This window comes from Paenactinomyces guangxiensis, from assembly GCF_016055185.1.
GTDB classification, from domain to species: domain Bacteria; phylum Bacillota; class Bacilli; order Thermoactinomycetales; family Thermoactinomycetaceae; genus Paenactinomyces; species Paenactinomyces guangxiensis.
On record NZ_JAECVR010000020.1, the window covers coordinates 1 to 15,123 of the forward strand.

General features: G+C 47.9%; 24 protein-coding genes. 1 reads left to right on the plus strand and 23 read right to left on the minus strand.

Annotated features, from left to right (window positions below; genetic code table 11):
* Both I8U27_RS20740 and I8U27_RS20745 read right to left on the minus strand, forming a co-directional pair.
* Positions 1–124, minus strand: a 124-nt coding sequence (locus I8U27_RS20740) for a zinc ribbon domain-containing protein (RefSeq protein ID WP_309506169.1), incomplete at its 3' end; no start/stop codon positions are given.
* Entirely contained in the window at positions 121–525 is a 405-nt protein-coding gene (locus tag I8U27_RS20745; protein ID WP_332310908.1) for a hypothetical protein, read from the minus strand. The genes I8U27_RS20745 and I8U27_RS20740, both read right to left, overlap by 4 nt.
* 266 nt (positions 526–791) lie before the next feature.
* Between I8U27_RS20745 and gerD the strand changes: the two genes are divergently transcribed.
* Positions 792–1,421 carry a spore germination lipoprotein GerD gene (gene gerD, locus I8U27_RS16110; protein WP_181753871.1) on the plus strand — a complete coding sequence of 210 codons (630 nt, stop codon included), beginning with the start codon at positions 792–794 and terminating at the stop codon, positions 1,419–1,421.
* Between the two features lie 267 nt (positions 1,422–1,688).
* On the opposite strand, the gene I8U27_RS16115 is transcribed toward gerD, so the two are convergent.
* The 21 genes from I8U27_RS16115 to rpmD all read right to left on the minus strand — a co-directional run bounded on the left by I8U27_RS16115 (position 1,689) and on the right by rpmD (position 15,119).
* Positions 1,689–2,783, minus strand: a complete 1,095-nt coding sequence (locus tag I8U27_RS16115) for an Mrp/NBP35 family ATP-binding protein (protein WP_181753869.1) — start codon at positions 2,781–2,783, stop codon at positions 1,689–1,691.
* A 52-nt stretch (positions 2,784–2,835) separates the two neighbouring features.
* Positions 2,836–3,582 (minus strand): N-acetylmuramoyl-L-alanine amidase CwlD, encoded by a 747-nt coding sequence (gene cwlD, locus I8U27_RS16120; RefSeq protein ID WP_181753867.1) that lies wholly within the window; start codon positions 3,580–3,582, stop codon positions 2,836–2,838.
* Positions 3,583–3,656: 74 nt separating this feature from the next.
* Positions 3,657–4,103: a hypothetical protein gene (locus I8U27_RS16125; protein ID WP_181753865.1), complete on the minus strand. Its 447-nt coding sequence runs from the start codon at positions 4,101–4,103 to the stop codon at positions 3,657–3,659.
* Between the two features lie 97 nt (positions 4,104–4,200).
* Positions 4,201–4,593, minus strand: a complete 393-nt coding sequence (rpsI, locus tag I8U27_RS16130) for a 30S ribosomal protein S9 (RefSeq protein ID WP_181753863.1) — start codon at positions 4,591–4,593, stop codon at positions 4,201–4,203.
* Between the two features lie 22 nt (positions 4,594–4,615).
* The gene (gene rplM / locus I8U27_RS16135; protein WP_181753861.1) at positions 4,616–5,053 is read right to left on the minus strand and encodes a 50S ribosomal protein L13; all 438 of its coding nucleotides are present in this window, start codon (positions 5,051–5,053) and stop codon (positions 4,616–4,618) included.
* 201 nt (positions 5,054–5,254) lie between these two features.
* A complete protein-coding gene (truA, locus tag I8U27_RS16140) occupies positions 5,255–6,007 on the minus strand; it encodes a tRNA pseudouridine(38-40) synthase TruA (RefSeq protein ID WP_181753859.1) in 753 nt (250 codons plus the stop codon).
* A gap of 9 nt (positions 6,008–6,016) precedes the next feature.
* Positions 6,017–6,811, minus strand: a complete 795-nt coding sequence (locus I8U27_RS16145; protein ID WP_181753857.1) for an energy-coupling factor transporter transmembrane component T family protein — start codon at positions 6,809–6,811, stop codon at positions 6,017–6,019.
* Positions 6,808–7,671, minus strand: a complete 864-nt coding sequence (locus I8U27_RS16150) for an energy-coupling factor transporter ATPase (RefSeq protein WP_181753855.1) — start codon at positions 7,669–7,671, stop codon at positions 6,808–6,810. The genes I8U27_RS16145 and I8U27_RS16150 overlap by 4 nt, the downstream gene beginning before the upstream one ends.
* A complete protein-coding gene (locus tag I8U27_RS16155) occupies positions 7,647–8,495 on the minus strand; it encodes an energy-coupling factor transporter ATPase (protein WP_181753853.1) in 849 nt (282 codons plus the stop codon). The genes I8U27_RS16150 and I8U27_RS16155 overlap by 25 nt, the downstream gene beginning before the upstream one ends.
* A gap of 76 nt (positions 8,496–8,571) precedes the next feature.
* The gene (gene rplQ, locus I8U27_RS16160; RefSeq protein WP_181753850.1) at positions 8,572–8,964 is read right to left on the minus strand and encodes a 50S ribosomal protein L17; all 393 of its coding nucleotides are present in this window, start codon (positions 8,962–8,964) and stop codon (positions 8,572–8,574) included.
* A 24-nt stretch (positions 8,965–8,988) separates the two neighbouring features.
* Positions 8,989–9,933 carry a DNA-directed RNA polymerase subunit alpha gene (locus I8U27_RS16165; RefSeq protein ID WP_181753847.1) on the minus strand — a complete coding sequence of 315 codons (945 nt, stop codon included), beginning with the start codon at positions 9,931–9,933 and terminating at the stop codon, positions 8,989–8,991.
* A 165-nt stretch (positions 9,934–10,098) separates the two neighbouring features.
* Positions 10,099–10,497: a 30S ribosomal protein S11 gene (gene rpsK / locus I8U27_RS16170; protein WP_181753845.1), complete on the minus strand. Its 399-nt coding sequence runs from the start codon at positions 10,495–10,497 to the stop codon at positions 10,099–10,101.
* 21 nt (positions 10,498–10,518) lie between these two features.
* Complete coding sequence (rpsM, locus tag I8U27_RS16175; protein ID WP_181753843.1) at positions 10,519–10,887, minus strand: 30S ribosomal protein S13; 369 nt, start codon at positions 10,885–10,887, stop codon at positions 10,519–10,521.
* 17 nt (positions 10,888–10,904) lie between these two features.
* Positions 10,905–11,018 (minus strand): 50S ribosomal protein L36, encoded by a 114-nt coding sequence (rpmJ, locus tag I8U27_RS16180; protein ID WP_013074249.1) that lies wholly within the window; start codon positions 11,016–11,018, stop codon positions 10,905–10,907.
* A 67-nt stretch (positions 11,019–11,085) separates the two neighbouring features.
* Positions 11,086–11,304 carry a translation initiation factor IF-1 gene (gene infA, locus I8U27_RS16185; RefSeq protein WP_181753891.1) on the minus strand — a complete coding sequence of 73 codons (219 nt, stop codon included), beginning with the start codon at positions 11,302–11,304 and terminating at the stop codon, positions 11,086–11,088.
* Between the two features lie 4 nt (positions 11,305–11,308).
* A complete protein-coding gene (locus tag I8U27_RS16190; protein ID WP_181753841.1) occupies positions 11,309–11,623 on the minus strand; it encodes a KOW domain-containing RNA-binding protein in 315 nt (104 codons plus the stop codon).
* A gap of 16 nt (positions 11,624–11,639) precedes the next feature.
* On the minus strand, positions 11,640–12,386 hold the full coding sequence (gene map / locus I8U27_RS16195) for a type I methionyl aminopeptidase (RefSeq protein WP_181753839.1): 747 nt from the start codon (positions 12,384–12,386) through the stop codon (positions 11,640–11,642).
* Positions 12,383–13,036 carry an adenylate kinase gene (locus I8U27_RS16200; RefSeq protein WP_181753837.1) on the minus strand — a complete coding sequence of 218 codons (654 nt, stop codon included), beginning with the start codon at positions 13,034–13,036 and terminating at the stop codon, positions 12,383–12,385. The genes map and I8U27_RS16200 overlap by 4 nt, the downstream gene beginning before the upstream one ends.
* A 110-nt stretch (positions 13,037–13,146) precedes the next feature.
* Positions 13,147–14,451: a preprotein translocase subunit SecY gene (gene secY, locus I8U27_RS16205; protein WP_181753834.1), complete on the minus strand. Its 1,305-nt coding sequence runs from the start codon at positions 14,449–14,451 to the stop codon at positions 13,147–13,149.
* Positions 14,451–14,891, minus strand: a complete 441-nt coding sequence (gene rplO, locus I8U27_RS16210; RefSeq protein ID WP_181753832.1) for a 50S ribosomal protein L15 — start codon at positions 14,889–14,891, stop codon at positions 14,451–14,453. Before rplO ends, secY begins: the two co-directional genes overlap by 1 nt.
* A gap of 33 nt (positions 14,892–14,924) precedes the next feature.
* Complete coding sequence (gene rpmD / locus I8U27_RS16215) at positions 14,925–15,119, minus strand: 50S ribosomal protein L30 (protein WP_181753830.1); 195 nt, start codon at positions 15,117–15,119, stop codon at positions 14,925–14,927.
* Positions 15,120–15,123: the final 4 nt, after the last annotated feature.

A 15,123-nucleotide genomic window follows, 5' to 3' on the forward strand; every position in this document is an offset into this window, starting at 1 on the left:
TCAGGTCTCTGTCTCTTTCACATCCATATTGTTCACAACGAAACATCCGTTCAGACAGGGAAAGGTTGATTTTCTTATGACCGCAACAAGAACAAGTTATGCTGGACGGGTAGAAATCACTCACTTTTCCAACTCCATCCCCATCTTCCTGCAGGTGTTCAGCAATTTCACCTTAAAGCCAAAAATCTCTGATCCGAAACAGACTTCGCCAAGTACCGGTTCTTTTTCATCCCGCGCACATGCAGCTTTTCGATGGTGATAAATGCCGGGCTTGGTTTTCACGATGACACTCACCACCCATGTCCGGTACTCTTCCCACATTCTGGACAGGCGTTGGTGGTACTTTTGTACTCTCAGGACATTTTTGCGTATGTTGCTTCCGCCCTTCGCAGCAGGTTTTTCACCTCTCTTTTTCCTGGATCCGTACTTTCGGGATAATGCCCACCCGGCTCTTTTCAGCCGTTTCTCCGTACGTTTGACAGCGGAAGACTTGTTGATATTCTTAAACTCTTGACCATTGCTCACAACAGCGAGCCGTTGAATCCCCAGGTCAATCCCCACTCCCGGGGTGAAGGGCTGATCTCTCCACTTCCATTCATTTTTCTTCGGGGGGACAGACTTGAAGAGGACCGTACTTATTTCTACATTTTATATGTGTTTCTCATCTCCTGTTATCTTTCACTTTCCTGATTGTATCAAAATGGCTTCTTCTTTGACCAGTCAAGCATAAAACGTCACACAAATTACCATATTAAAAGTAGTATTTGCCCGAGAAACGGAGGACTGTTCTTATGCTTCGCCTAATCTGTATATCGCTGGTTTTCCTATTTGCATTAACTTCCTGCAGCCCGAACCAATCCCAATCACCGGAACAACAAGATTACCAAAAGGTCAAAGAAATAACCCTCGATGTATTACATACTCCCGAAGGGAAAAAAGCGCTGCAGGAATTGATGGCAGACCCTGAGTTTAAGCAACAGGTGATCGTCAATGATCAGGGGATGGAAAAAGCTGTCTCCAAAAGCATTAAGGATGAAAAAACAAAAAAAGAGTGGGAAAAGTTGCTGGAAAAGCCTCAAGTGGCGATGAACCTGGCAAAAGCGACCGAACAGCAACAAAAAAAGTTGATGAAAACACTTATGAAAGACCCCGAATACCAAAAAATGATGCTGGATCTGTTAAAGGACCCTCAATTTTCACAACATCTGCTCCAACTGATGAAAAGCCAACAGTACCGAAAAGAAGCAGGTAAAATCATGGAAGAGCAACTTCAAGTCCCCAGTGTGCAGGAAAAGCTCGGCAAAATCATGCAACAGGCCCAACAGAAACAAAAAGGGCAGAAGAAGCAAGATGAAGGCGGAGAGGGCGGCCAAGGCGGTGGTGGTGGTGTCGGTGGTGGAGGCGGTGGTGCCGGAAGCTGATCCACCCAACTCCGTTTTACTTAATTTGGGTAGAGATCATTTTAACGGGAACGTTCCGCAAACAAATGAATGTTAACCAATCTGCAAGGCCATAAAATTATAAGAATTTGGTCCTGCAGCAAAATGGATACATGGCCGGCCGCTATTCCGCCGGTCAGGACAGCAAAAAATGAAAAAAGGAGCCGTTCTGTCCTTCCACCCACAGCCTTTGGAAAAATGAGAGGTCAGGAATATGGCTCCTTTTTTGTCTCTAGAATGACGGGTGATTTACTTTTCTTGTGGCACCGGTAGCTTTTGGATCACTTTCCGTGCTAACCCCTGGTACAATTGTCCGGCAGGGTGATCAAGCGGATAGACAGAGGGGGAATAATCGGGCTGATCAAGCTCATTCATTGGTGCTCCAAGGGGAATTTGCGCCAGAAGTTCAACTTTCAGCTCCTGTGCCAGCTTCTCTCCTCCGCCGCGTCCAAAGACATAGTCTTTTTCACCGTCTTTGTTTTCATACCAGGACATATTTTCCACCACACCGAGAATTTCATGCTTGGTGGCATGCAGGGCCATCGCTCCGGCGCGGGCAGCAACAAAAGCGGCAGTGGCATGCGGAGTGGTTACGATGATCTCTTTGCTCTGCGGGATCATCTGATGCACGTCAAGTGCGACGTCACCCGTCCCCGGCGGCAAATCTAACAGCATGTAGTCCAGTTCTCCCCAGTGTACCTCACTGAAAAAATTGCGCAACATCTTGCCCAGCATGGGTCCACGCCAGACAACCGGGGCGTTGTCCTGGACGAAAAAGCCCATTGAAATCACTTTGACGCCGAACCGCTCTACCGGAAGAATCGTTTTGTCAATCACGACCGGCTGCTGTTCAATCCCCATCATATCCGGCACACTAAAACCGTAAATATCGGCATCAATAATTCCTACTTTTTTCCCTTCCCGGGCGAGGGCGACCCCCAGGTTAACGGTAACGGTTGATTTACCAACTCCGCCTTTCCCGCTGGCAATCGCGATAAACTGGGTCTTTGAGCCTTTGGCCAGAATCGGAGGAACAGCAGAAGTCCCCTGTTGCGCTTGCTGCTGCTTTCTTAAGCTGGCAGAAAGGGCCGCCCGCTCCTCATCCGTCATGGAGCCAAAAGTGATGTCTACCTGTTTGGCTCCCAGCCGTTTAATCGCATTTTCCACATCTTCCTGGATTTTGACTTTCAACGGGCAACCTTGAATCGTTAAAATTACATCTAACGATACCCGGCTGTCTTCGATTTGGATATTGCGAATCATATTTAATTCAACGAGGCTTCTGTTCAGCTCGGGGTCTTTCACATCACGCAAAGCATCAAGAACTTTTTCTTTCGTTATCATGGAAGGAACACCTCGATGTTATTTTCGGTTTCTTAACTGTCATTATATCATATCATTCCTTGGCAGCCGGGGGTTCCTTCCCGGAATAAAAACGGATCACTCCATAATAAATGGAGGCTGCAATCTTTTTCTGATATTCCTCACTGGCTAAAAGTGCTGCTTCCTGTTGATTGGATAAAAATCCCACTTCAACCAGAGCGGTTGGGACAGGCGATTCTTTCAGTATATAAACATCTCCCTTTTGTTTGGCAAGGCGGTCCGTATTTCCCAGATTCCGAATCAGCTCAGACTGGATCAGTGTAGCCAATTTTTTATTATCTTCGCGGACGGGATTATAAAATGTTTGTGCCCCCCGCCAGCGGGAAGAAGGGAAAGAGTTTAAATGGATGCTGATTAAAGCGTCTGCTTTTTTTTCTTTTGTAAGATAAATTCGTCTCATTAAGTCTTCAGTCTTGCGGCGGCTCAACTTTTGCGTTCCAGGCTTGGCTAAATCCACATCTTTTTCTCTCGTCATGATGACAAAAGCTCCTGCCTCCTGTAAATAGTCCCGCAAAAAGAAAGAAACTTGCAGGGTCACATCTTTTTCGACCAGTCCGTCATCACTGACTGCACCACCGTCAGGTCCGCCATGTCCGGGGTCAATCACGATAAATTTCCCTGACAGCGGCATCATCCAGGTACTCTCGTGTTTGAATAGAAATTGCAAGCTCAGGGAAATGGCAGCCAGACTGACCAGAAAAGCGAAGCCGAGCCATAAAAACTTTCCTTGTTTTGCCGTCTGGAGAAGTTTTCCCAACATAGCCTTCGCCTCACTGTCCATGCTTGGTTGCTAATGTATATGGGACGAGGCTGTCAAATATGAACGGGAAGCTATCAGCTCTTGTCTGAAAACTGCAATCCCTCGATAAACCATACCCGTATCAGGTATTCCAGCAGTAGACAGACCGATTCGCATCTCCACTCATCCAGCCACTGAAAGATGGCAAATTGATTGACCATCTGCTGCATCAACTGCTGGCAATTCTCCTGATAAAAAAGACGGTAAATATCATCCCAGGTATGGGAGTCAGAAAGATCCCGCAGATGTCCCCTTGCATTTTTGGCTTCAAGCATTCCATAGACAAATGCTTCATATACTGACCGATAAACCAATTCCAGCAGGATATGGCGCTTTTTTTCCGACCAAAACCGGACCATGGGTTCCAGTACATCCCGGCTGATTCTCTCCATCTCACGCCAGGGAAATCTTTTAAGCGCCTCATTGCGAATTCTGTCCCGGCGGACTGTTCGTATCTGTTCCAGGTCAATGATTTGCCCCATGGTGGTCATAGCTCCTTTGTCAACTTGCTATGTTTAGTGTTGACGAAAGGAAAAAGAAAAAACCCCCGTTGGGTTGGGGGGTTCCTGTAAAGCCCGATCAGCGCTTGGAGAACTGCGGGGCGCGACGAGCAGCTTTGAGACCATATTTTTTACGTTCTTTCATCCGTGGATCACGGGTTAAGAATCCAGCTTTTTTCAAGGAAGGGCGAAGTTCCGCATCTGCTTTTAAGAGTGCGCGGGCAATTCCGTGACGGATTGCGCCAGCTTGTCCGGTGAAGCCTCCGCCGTCCACATTTACATAAACATCATAACGGTCAGCAGTATCTGTCAACACGAGCGGTTGCCGTACGATCGCTTTCAGGGTTTCAAGGCCAAAATAGTCATTGATGTCACGGCCATTGATCACGATTCGGCCGTCTCCCGCAACGAGGCGGACTCGAGCGACCGATTCTTTCCGGCGACCGGTTCCGTAAAATTGAACTTGTGCCATGTTAATCGGTTACCTCCCTTTCCTAGCCGCGCAGTTCCCACTCAACGGGCTGTTGAGCTTGATGAGGATGTTCGGAACCAGCGTATACTTTTAATTTTTTAAACTGTTGACGACCTAAGCTTCCTTTGGGAAGCATGCCTTTGACTGCGAGTTCAATCATGCGCTCAGGACGGGTGGCACGCATCTTGCCAGCCGGAGTTGCTTTCAGGCCACCCGGATATCCGGAATGACGATAGTAAATTTTTTGTGTTAGTTTTTTACCAGTCAGTTCTACTTGAGATGCATTAATTACAATCACAAAGTCACCGGTATCCACGTGGGGAGTGTACTGAGGCTTATGTTTCCCACGGAGAATGCTGGCAACTTCAGACGCTAAACGGCCTAAAGTTTTACCTTTAGCGTCTACCACATACCACTTCCGTTCAACTTCATGGGGCTTAGCCATATATGTGGTACGCATCGTATTCCCTCCTCTATCAACAACGGGGATCCCGTTTTTTCAAAGTGAATGAGTTAACATAGAAGCATTGAAAAAAATGCGCCGAACTTGATTCCACCGGGGCGTGGAGTGGAAAATACCAAGCGTAATCATACCTTAAAAACGCACGTGTGTCAAGAAAAATCATGGGCTCTGCCATCCCAGCCATGCAGATTGACAGGATCAGATCCCCTCCCAGGGCTGATATCCCACCTCAACCAAAAGCAGACCCTCCGGCGGAAATGTGGGCCCTGCCAGGGTTCGGTCGCGTTCAGCCAGGATGTCGGATATATCCCCGGCAGATCGTTGACCTCTGCCAACTTCATATAAAGTGCCGGCAATGATCCGAACCATATTATACAGAAACCCGCTTCCCGTCACTTCAATCGAAAAGCCTCCTGACTCTTGTTTAACCCGGCACTGGTAGATGGTGCGAACCTTGTCAGTGACAAATGTTTTCGTGGAACAGAAGGATGTAAAGTCATGAGTCCCCAGAAACCGGTCGGCAGCTGCCTGCATGGAACTGAGATCAACGGGGAATGGGAGATGAGTGCGAAAGCGGCGCATAAAAAGATCAGGAACCGGATTTGTGTCAATCTGATAACGATACGTTTTCCAATAAGCGCTTTTTCGCGCATGGAAATCAAAGTCAACTTCCGCACAGGAGATAACCACTATATCACGTGGCAACATACGCCGCAAAATATAAGGATACTTCTCAACTGGAATTGGACTTGAAGTCGAAAAATGACAAACTTGCCCCAGTGCATGCACTCCGGCATCTGTGCGGCCCGAACCGTAGATCCGGATCTCCTCCCCTGTCAACGCCGACAGTGCCTCTTCCAACGTACCTTGAATGGTGCGTTCTCCCGGCTGGGCCTGAAACCCGGAAAAATCAGTTCCGTCATAAGCAATGACCAGCTTAATCTTTCTCAACTGAATCTCCTACTTTCTGAGCACCCATAGCCCTGCAAGCATAGCCACAAAAAAGACAAGCAAGACACCGTCCGGCTTCGAGTATCGGAGTTCCCTGAATTTCGTACGCCCTGCCCCTCCCCGATAGCCGCGTGCCTCCATCGCGAGCGCCAGATCTTCAGCACGCCGAAAAGCGGAGATAAACAGAGGAATAAAGACGGGAATATAGCTTTTCACCCGCGTAATAACGTGGCCGCTCTCAAAATCAGCTCCCCGCGACATCTGCGCTTTTTTTATCTTTTCCGTTTCCTCCCACAGAGTAGGAATAAAACGCAGAGCAATGGACATCATAAGAGCTAATTCATGAGCCGGTACACCCACCCGCTCCAAAGGCTTTATTAACCTTTCCATCCCATCCGTCAGATCAATCGGGGAAGTCGTAAAGGTTAACAGAGAAGCGGCTGCCATCAACAGGAAAAAGCGGACCGAGATAAAAACCGCTTGCCGGACTCCTTCTTCATAGATGGTAACAAACGGGAGCTTTAAGAGCACATCTCCTCCCTTGGTCATCCAGAGATGAAGAATCGAGGTAAGAAGAAGCAAAAAGAAAATAGGTTTAACTGCCCGATAAAGAATAATCGGGGAAATCCGTGAAAAATAAACTCCGATTGCAATAAAAGCCAATAATAAGCCATAACTTGCTGCATTGTTGGCAAGAAAGACGACAAACATAAAAGCAAGAACAAAAAGAAGCTTTGACCTGGGGTCCATCCGATGAAGCAAGGAGTTGCCAGGGATGAATTGACCGATGACCGGCTGGTTCATGTGGTCCCCTCCTTCAGCTTCCTCGCAAGCAACTCTCTTTCCAGTTCATCAGGATGGAACAGATGGGAAGGAAGCGGAGGATCTAACTTTTGATTTAACTGAAACACAAGTTTCGTCAGCTCTGGCAAGTCCAGCTTAAGATCCATCAACTTCTCCCGTTGGGAAAAAATATCCGCAGGAGCACCACCCAAGACACAGCGACCCTCTGATAAAATATACAGATACTCCGCATAGCGCGCGGCTTCATCCATATTATGGGTAACCATGATCACAGTAAAACGGCGTTCTTGATGCAGCCGGTGAATCGTCTCCAACAGATTTTGCTGCCCCTGGTGATCCAAACCGGCAGTGGGTTCATCTAAAATCAAAACATCTGGTTGCATCGCCAAAACCCCTGCAATTGCCACCCGTCTCATTTGCCCGCCACTCAATTGAAACGGGGAACGCCCGGCCAGTTCGGGAGGGAGACCCACCCATTTCATTGCCAGATCGACTCGTTCTATAATCTCTGTTTCCGTTAACCCCTGATTGCGAGGTCCAAAAGCGATATCTTTTGCAACCGTCTCCTCAAATAACTGGTGTTCCGGATATTGAAATACCACCCCGATATGTTGCCGCAACAGATAGTTGTTTTTCGCCTCTCCGGTAACTACATGGGGCCCTGCATGAATCTTCCCCCTGGTTGGTCTCATCAACCCGCTGATCAGCTGGATTAAAGTTGATTTCCCGGACCCCGTCGGACCGAGGATGGCAACAAATGAACCGCTTTTGATCTGCATATGGATATCGGAGAGCGCCTGTCTGCTGAAAGGTGTGCCCGGCATGTAAACATGACTTAATCCTTCGATAAGAATCTCCATAGTTCATTCACCAGATCCTCAAGGCTGGTAATCTCCCTTTGGAGAGGCCAGCCGTGTTGAAGTAACCGATGGTGCAGTTCGACTGGCAAAGGCACTTCCAATCCCCACTTTTTTAACAACATGGACTGCGGATACAGTTCTCCGGAGGGGAGATCTAATTGAATTTGCCCTGCAGCCATCACAACAATCCTCTCCGCTAAAAAAGCCTCCCGGGCTGAATGGGTAATATGAATCACCGTTGTGCCCTGCTGGTGTAATTCCCGGATAATCTGAAGCACATCTTCTCTTCCTTGCGGATCTAACATGGAAGTGGCTTCATCGAAAACAATCGCCTCAGGCTGCATAGCAATAATACCCGCAATCGCCAGACGCTGCTTTTGCCCACCCGATAAATGATGGGGCTCTCTTTCTTCCATTTCTGACAGGCCTGTTGCTTCTAAGGCAAGCCTGATTCGTCCGGTCATTTCTTCACGGGGAACTCCCAGATTTTCCAAACCAAAAGCAACATCATCCTGGACCGTCGTGGCGACAATCTGGTTATCAGGGTTTTGAAAGACCATCCCCACTTGCCGGCGAATTTGCCAGAGGTCCTGCTCGTTCGTAGTTTTTTTGCCCCCGATGATTACATTCCCTTTAACAGGGAGTAAAAGTCCGTTTAAAAGCCGGGCCAGCGTCGACTTGCCGGATCCGTTTGGACCGATAATACTGATATACTCGCCGGCTTGAATGGAGAGGTTGATCTCTTTGAGCGCCCAATTCTCTTGCGGAGACTCTTCCGGTTGATAGTCAAACCATACTCCTGAAACCTGGATCAAAGGATTCATCTTCTCTCCTCAAAAGAAAAAAGGGTTAACGTCAGGACCGGTTGGATCCTGCCCTCACCCTTTCATCAACAAATAGTTATTTCACTAATTCCAAGAAAACCATAGGTGCCCCATCTCCGCGACGAGGGCCCAACTTAAGAATCCGTGTATAACCGCCATTCCGTTCCTCATAACGAGGTGCAATTTCATCAAACAGCTTTTTCACTGCGTCTACTTGCTTATTATGGATTACTTCATTACCGTCGTTTTCAGTGTTAGAGCGAGTGGTGCGTACAAAAGCGGCCGCCTGACGGCGTGCGTGCAGATCACCCCGTTTACCGAGCGTGATCAGTTTTTCAGCGATAGAGCGAACCTCTTTTGCTTTTGCTTCGGTTGTTTGGATTCGTTCATTGATGATCAGATCAGTCACAAGATCACGAAACAGTGCTTTGCGCGCTGCAGTGTCCCGACCTAATTTTTGGTATGCCATCGAATTTCCCTCCCCCTACGAGTACTAGTCATCGCTGCGCAAGGAAAGTCCCAATTCGGCCAACTTTTCTTGTACTTCTTCCAGCGATTTGCGTCCCAGATTACGGACTTTCATCATATCTTCTTCCGATTTCTGCGTGAGCTCCTGAACCGTATTAATGCCGGCACGTTTCAAACAGTTATAAGAGCGGACAGAGAGATCCAGTTCTTCAATGGTCATCTCCATCACTTTCTCTTTTTTGTCTTCCTCTTTTTCCACCATAATTTCCGCATCTTTGGCTTCATCCGTCAGTCCGACAAACAGCATAAGATGCTCATTTAAAATCTTGGCGCCAAGACTCACTGCTTCATCCGGCATCAAACTGCCATTTGACCATACTTCCAGGGTCAACTTATCATAGTTGGTAACTTGTCCGACACGAGTGTTTTCCACATGGAAGTTGACACGCTCAATCGGCGTATAGATCGAATCAATCGGAATAACCCCAATAGGCTGATCTTCGTGTTTATTTTTATCAGCGGACACATATCCGCGACCACGATTCGCCGTCATTCGAATGCGAAGGCTGGCCCCTTCGGCCAGAGTAGCGATATGAAGATCCGGATTTAAGATCTCAACATCACTGTCGGCGCGAATGTCGCTAGCTTTTACTTCCCCGGCTCCTTCTACGTCTATCTCAAGAATTTTTTCTTCATCCGAATGAATTTTTAAAGATAGCTGCTTTAAGTTGAGAATAATTTCAGTTGTATCCTCAACCACACCGGGAATCGTGGAAAATTCATGCAATACCCCATCAATCTGGATGGTAGTAACGGCCGCACCTGGCAATGAGGACAGCAAGATACGGCGCAGAGAGTTGCCCAGGGTAGTGCCGTATCCGCGTTCCAAGGGTTCCACAACAAATTTCCCAAATCGATGATCGTCACTGATTTCCACAGTTTCGATCCTCGGCTTTTCAATTTCAATCATACGGCTAACAAACCCTCCTTCTGAACGTCGCATTCCGGGCGTTATCTCACCGTCTGGTGAATAAGATGTTGTGTAAGCATAGGAATGGTGAGTTTATCGGGTCCTATCCAGTATACACAAACTTCTTCCAAATTAAACCACGGACTTGATTTGGTGAAGGGCTCATTATACACGGCGACGTTTCGGCGGGCGGCAACCATTGTGCGGGATCGGTGTAACATCTTTGATCAAGTTGACTTCCAAACCTGCCGCTTGCAGAGAACGGATCGCTGCTTCGCGACCAGCCCCGGGTCCTTTTACCATTACTTCAACAGATCTCATTCCGTTTTCCATCGCCGTTTTTGCTGCCTGTTCAGCAGCCATTTGCGCTGCGAAAGGAGTGCTTTTGCGGGAGCCTTTGAAACCCATGGTCCCGGCACTCGCCCAGGCAACAACATTACCGCGCGGATCCGTAATGGTAATGATGGTGTTGTTGAAAGTGGAACGAATGTGTACAACTCCGGACTCAATATTCTTTTTCGCACGACGTTTAACGCGTTGAGTAGTAGTTTTGCGTTTAGCCACTATTTTCCCTCCTTACTTCTCTTATTTCTTTTTGTTTGCTACCGTACGGCGCGGCCCTTTACGGGTACGGGCATTCGTTTTGGAACGCTGTCCGCGAACCGGCAAGCCGCGGCGATGGCGGATTCCACGATAAGAACCGATCTCAATCAGGCGTTTGATGTTGAGGGCTGTTTCACGACGCAAGTCACCTTCAACGATCAGGTTTTTATCAATGTAGCTGCGGAGTTTTGCGACTTCATCTTCGGTCAGGTCGCGAACGCGAGTATCCGGATTAATACCGGTAGCTTCCAGGATTTTTTTGGCTTGTGAACGACCAATTCCATAAATATAGGTGAGGGCAACCTCAACCCGCTTTTCACGTGGCAGGTCAATACCTTCAATACGTGCCATCCATTACACCTCCCGTCTTATCCTTGTCTTTGTTTATGCTTAGGGTTTTCACAGATAACCATAACAACCCCTTTGCGACGAATCACTTTACATTTTTCGCAAATGGGCTTCACCGATGGTCTTACTTTCATTCGGGTTACCTCCTGTCTCTTGCACAGACCCTTATCAACAGGTATACAAGTAAAGATCTTGTATCCATTACTTGTAACGATAAGTGATCCGTCCGCGGGTTAAGTCGTAGGGCGAGAGTTGAACCGTCACTTTGTCCCCCGGCAAAATGCGGATGAAGTGCATGCGAATCTTGCCAGATACATGTGCCAGCACTTCGTGACCGTTCTCCAACTCAACTTTAAACATAGCATTAGGCAGAGGCTCTCTGACGATCCCTTCCACCTCGATCACATCTTCTTTGGCCATCGACTCACTCTCCTTTCTGCTCATGCTTGGCATTCTGGAGCAGGTACTGGTTCAGGGCGTATCGCAACTTCGCATTATTCACACGACCGAATTCCTCTAAAACGTCAGCTACTTCCCCGGCCACCACGTTGGTCACCTGGATATGCTTTACGTTTTTCTTTTTCGGACGATCAAACTTGCGCTGGTTACCGTCGGCCAACCAAACAAAGTGAGGTGCTTCCAAGCCAATGACAATCGCATACGTCCCAGCTTCTCGTCCGCGCAGTACACGAACAATTTGCCCTAGACGGGGTCGACTGTCAACATCTGTCACATTCATCACCCTTCACCTGAAATTACGCTGTCGTAAGAATCTCATGACCTTCATCCGTGATCGCAATGGTATGCTCAAAGTGAGCACATAAAGAACCGTCAGTGGTAACAACCGTCCAGTTATCCGTTAAAGTTCGTACAAAGCGGCTACCCATGTTTACCATAGGTTCGACAGCAAGGGTCATGCCAGGTTTGAGGCGGATGCCTTTGCCCGGCAAACCGTAATTCGGAACACTGGGTGCTTCATGCAAGTTTTGACCAATGCCGTGCCCGACGTACTCACGGACAATAGAGAAGCCCGCTTGCTCTGCAACGACTTGGATCGCATGAGAGATATCACCGAGCCGTGCCCCGGGCTTTGCTTGTTCCAAACCTTTATAGAGCGAAGCCTCAGTCACTGCCAACAGTTTTTCCGCTTCCGGGGAAATTTTACCAACAGCATAAGTCCAGGCAGAATCACCATGATACCCTTCATAGCAAGCGCCGATATCGATGGAAATGATATCTCCTTCTTGAAGCTTCCGGTTTCCGGGAATTCCGTGCACTAACTCGTTATTTACAGAAGTGCAGACACTGCCCGGAAAACCATTATACCCTTTGAAGGAGGCAGTTGCTCCATATCCTCGAATCACTTTTTCAGCGAGCTGATCCAGCTCCCGGGTCGTGATTCCCGGACGAATCACTTTTTTTAACTCCTGATGAGTTAAATATACGATCTTCCCCGCTTGCTTCATGCGTTCCAATTCTTTTGCCGACTTCAGAACGATCATTTTACTTTCCCTCGAATCTGCGACAGGATCGAATCCGTCACAAGTTCGATTGGCTGTTTTCCATCAACGCGATGAAGTTTACCTGTGGATTCATAATACTTCAGCAAGTGTCGGGTTTGTTCCATGTTGACCTCTAAACGCTTAGCAACCGTTTCTTTTCGATCATCATCCCGCTGATAGAGGTTTCCCCCGCAGCGGTCACAAACACCCTCTACCTTGGGAGGTGCAAAAACCACATGGTAGGTGGCCCCACAGTCTCGGCATATTCGCCGGCCTGTCAGTCGCTGTAACAACTCATCTTGATCTACATCAATGTATACGACAATATTAAGCTCCCTGCCAAGGTCTTTTGTCAATTCGTCCAGCGCTTCAGCCTGGGGAACTGTTCTTGGAAAACCATCCAGCAAAAAACCTTTCGCACAATCATCTTTGCCCAGGCGCTCACGAACAATACCGATCGTGACACGGTCGGGAACTAATTGACCCTGATCCATATAGGATTTTGCCTCCAGGCCAAGCGGTGTTCCTTCTTTGACTGCTGCCCGAAACATATCTCCGGTAGAGATATGCGGGATGTTCAATTCCTGAACAATCCGAGCCGCCTGTGTCCCTTTGCCAGCTCCGGGCAATCCCATCAGTACGATATTCAAGTATCATCCCTCCCGGTTCATTGCCTGTGAGCGGCTCGCGTGTAAAGTCATGGATGACAAACCTGCTCATGCATAGTCCCCGGATGGGCTCCGGGGGATCTTCATTGAACCTATTTATTCATAAAACCTTTGTAATGACGCTTAATCAACTGGCTTTCGATCGTTTTCATCGTTTCAAGAGCTACCCCGACCACGATTAAAAGAGAGGTACCGCCGATTTGCACGCTTTGAGGCAGATCGGCAACGATGATCAGGAAGACAGGCAGAATGGACACAGCCGCCAGGAACAGAGCACCCGTAAGCGTGAGTCGATTCATCACCCGGGTCATATAGGTGGATGTGTTTTTACCCGGACGGATGCCGGGGATAAAGCCGCCGTTTTTCTTCATCTGATCAGCCAGTTGGATGGGGTTGATCTGCACAAACGTGTAGAAATAAGTAAAGCCGATGATCAGGATTACGTAGAGAACCATACCAATCCCAAACTGGTTTGGATTAAAGTTTGCACTTATCCAGTCAGCTACGGGATTTCCGGCCCAGAACTGTGCAATGGTAGGCGGAAACATGATTAAGGAAATGGCAAAGATGACTGGTATCACACCTGCTGCATTTACTTTCAAAGGAATATGGGTAGATTGCCCACCGTACATTTTACGCCCGACAACACGTTTGGTGTACTGTACCGGAATTCTCCTCACACCTTGCTGGATATAGATAACCCCAACAATGACGAGAACGACAACCAACAGAATGCCTACAGCTTTGACGATGCTTAAGAAAATCTGTTGTTTGGGATCAATGAACAGTGTTGTATATATCAAATCCAGATAGCCTGGGATGGCAGCGACGATACCTGCAAAAATAAGAATGGAAATTCCGTTTCCAATTCCTTTGTCAGTGATTTGCTCACCCATCCACATCATAAAGGCTGTACCCGCCGTGAGAGTTAAAGAGATCAGGGCAAAACTGAAAAAGCTCTCATCCGTGATAAATCCGCCCTGTCCCATATTATTGAATCCGATCGACAGACCAATAGACTGGATCAGCGCCAGTACAATGGTAAAATACCGTGTGAACTGGGCCAGCTTTCTCCGGCCGGTTTCGCCTTCCTTGGCCCAACGGGCAAACGCTGGGATTACGTCCATCGTTAACAGATTTACAATAATCGAAGCTGTGATATAAGGCATTATACCCATTGCAAAAATCGAGAAGTTGCTTAGTGCATTACCCGAGAAGGCGTTGATCAATCCAAATATACCTTCTCCCCCGCCCATCAACTGCTTCAATGCTTCTGCGTTTGTGTTGGGAACCGGAATAAAGCTGCCGATCCGAAAGATAACTAACATCATCAATGTAAACAGGATACGACGACGAAGATCTTCCACCTTAAAAATGTTACCCAGGTTCCGAATCATTAGATTACCTCCGTCGCTCCACCAGCGGCGGTGATTTTTTCTGTTGCCGACTTCGAGAACTTATGAGCCTTTATGGTTAATTTTTTGTTAAGTTCACCGTCACCCAACACTTTCAATCCATCTTTAAGGCTTTTCACAACTCCTGTTTCCATAAGAAGCTCAGGCGTTACTTCCGTACCTTCCTCAAAACGGTTCAATACATCCAGGTTGACAATTGCATATTCCACCCGATTCGGGTTTGTAAAACCACGTTTTGGCAACCGTCTGTAAATCGGGTTTTGTCCCCCTTCAAAACCAGGACGTACGCCGCCACCGGAGCGGGCTTTTTGCCCTTTATGGCCTCTGCCTGCCGTTTTCCCCTGGCCGGCGGCGATTCCGCGACCCAGGCGTTTTCTCTTTTTCCGAGAACCTTCAGCAGGTTTTAATTCATGAAGTTTCATTCCTCGCACCTCCTCTTCATCATATCATGCAAATTACTCGTTGATTTCTTTGACTTCGACCAGGTGTTTGACTTTGTTGATCATACCACGGATGGCCGGATTGTCTTGATGAAGAACGGTCTGTTCGCGCTTTTTGAGACCGAGTGTGCGCAGGGTGACACGTTGCACTTCAGGACGGCCGATCATGCTCCGTTTGAGGGTTATCGCCAATTTGTTTGCCACGGTCATCCCT